The organism is Acinetobacter endophylla, assembly GCF_053543775.1.
Genome location: NZ_JBLVOM010000230.1, coordinates 9645 through 10832, shown reverse-complemented (window position 1 = coordinate 10832; position 1188 = coordinate 9645). Strand labels below are relative to the sequence as shown.

Sequence of the window (1188 nt, the reverse complement as noted above, 5' to 3'; positions counted from 1 at the left end):
TTCGAAGTAATTCATTTCGCTCTAGCGAGCTACTCTTTGTATCTTTCCATGGTTTCGCATTTTTTCTAGGTGGAATCACCGCATGCCCTTGCCGATCTGCAATGACCTGACGGCATTGCTTGGTGTCATAAGCTCCATCGGTATAAACAGAGTTAATCCGCTCATCTTGTGGAATCTGATTAAGTAAATCACCAAGCACCTGTGAATCACTGACATTATTGGTTGTAAGCTGAACTGCTCGTATTTGTAGGGTTTTAGCATCTATACCAATATGAAGTTTACGCCATTGGCGACGATATTCAGGTCCATGTTTCTTGCGTTTCCATTCGCCCTCACCTAGAAACTTCATGCCTGTAGAGTCCATGAGTAGATGCAGCCCATCGCTACTTTTTTGGTAGCTGATTACAATATCAATATGCTTTTGTCTTCTACAAAGCGTGGTGTAATCTGGAGCTATCCAATTTAATCCGCAAAGTTTAATCAGACTTTGCACAAAGCCAGTGACCATACGTAAAGACAGACGGAATAAGGATTTAATCATTAAGCAGCATTGGATGGCTGCGTCGGAGTAGGTTTGATTTCGCCCTTGTTTGCCTTTTGATGGCGCATACCATTGCGTAGCAGGATCAAACCAAATGGCAATATTTCCGCGACTCATGAGTGCTCGGTTATATGCGGGCCAATTGGTTGTGCGGTAGATTTTGTGTGTAGGCTTCTTCATTTGAAAATTATATCGCTGAAAAACCCTTTACAGATAGGTTTGTGCAACAAAGCCAGTTTAATATACAAAAAGTCAGGGCTAGAGATCTATGGCATTTATCTCATCGTATCACTCGAAAAATTCTTTCACATACAATTTCAGTCGTTTTAAATTCTCAATTAGGTAATCCTCCTTTACAGTTGGAAAACTTAATTAAAAGTTGAGATTGGCGTAAAAATAATAAATTTAGTTCAAATAAAATATTGATCAAATTAATTATTTTTACTTCTTACAACCTCGAATAATTTAGTAAAAGTCATGAAAACTTAAATAGCTACTTATTCAGTGTCTCCACATTCTCAATTACTATAGGCTTTGTTGCACAAACCTATCTGTAAAGGCTTTTTCAGCGATATAATTTTCAAATGAAGAAGCCTACACACAAAATCTACCGCACAACCAATTGGCCCGCATATAACCGAGCACTC

At 38.6% G+C, this 1188-nt stretch carries 1 protein-coding gene and 1 pseudogene; one reads left to right on the top strand and one right to left on the bottom strand.

Annotated elements, in window-relative coordinates; all coding sequences use genetic code 11:
• The coding region (locus tag ACNPNW_RS06555; RefSeq protein WP_448766781.1) for an IS5-like element ISAba12 family transposase at window positions 1–721 on the bottom strand (721 nt) is incomplete at its 3' end.
• 53 nt (window positions 722–774) lie between these two features.
• On the opposite strand from ACNPNW_RS06555, the pseudogene ACNPNW_RS06550 reads away from it, so the two are divergent.
• Window positions 775–924: pseudogene (locus tag ACNPNW_RS06550) on the top strand (IS982 family transposase); the annotation flags it as partial.
• Between the last annotated feature and the right edge of the window lie 264 nt (window positions 925–1188).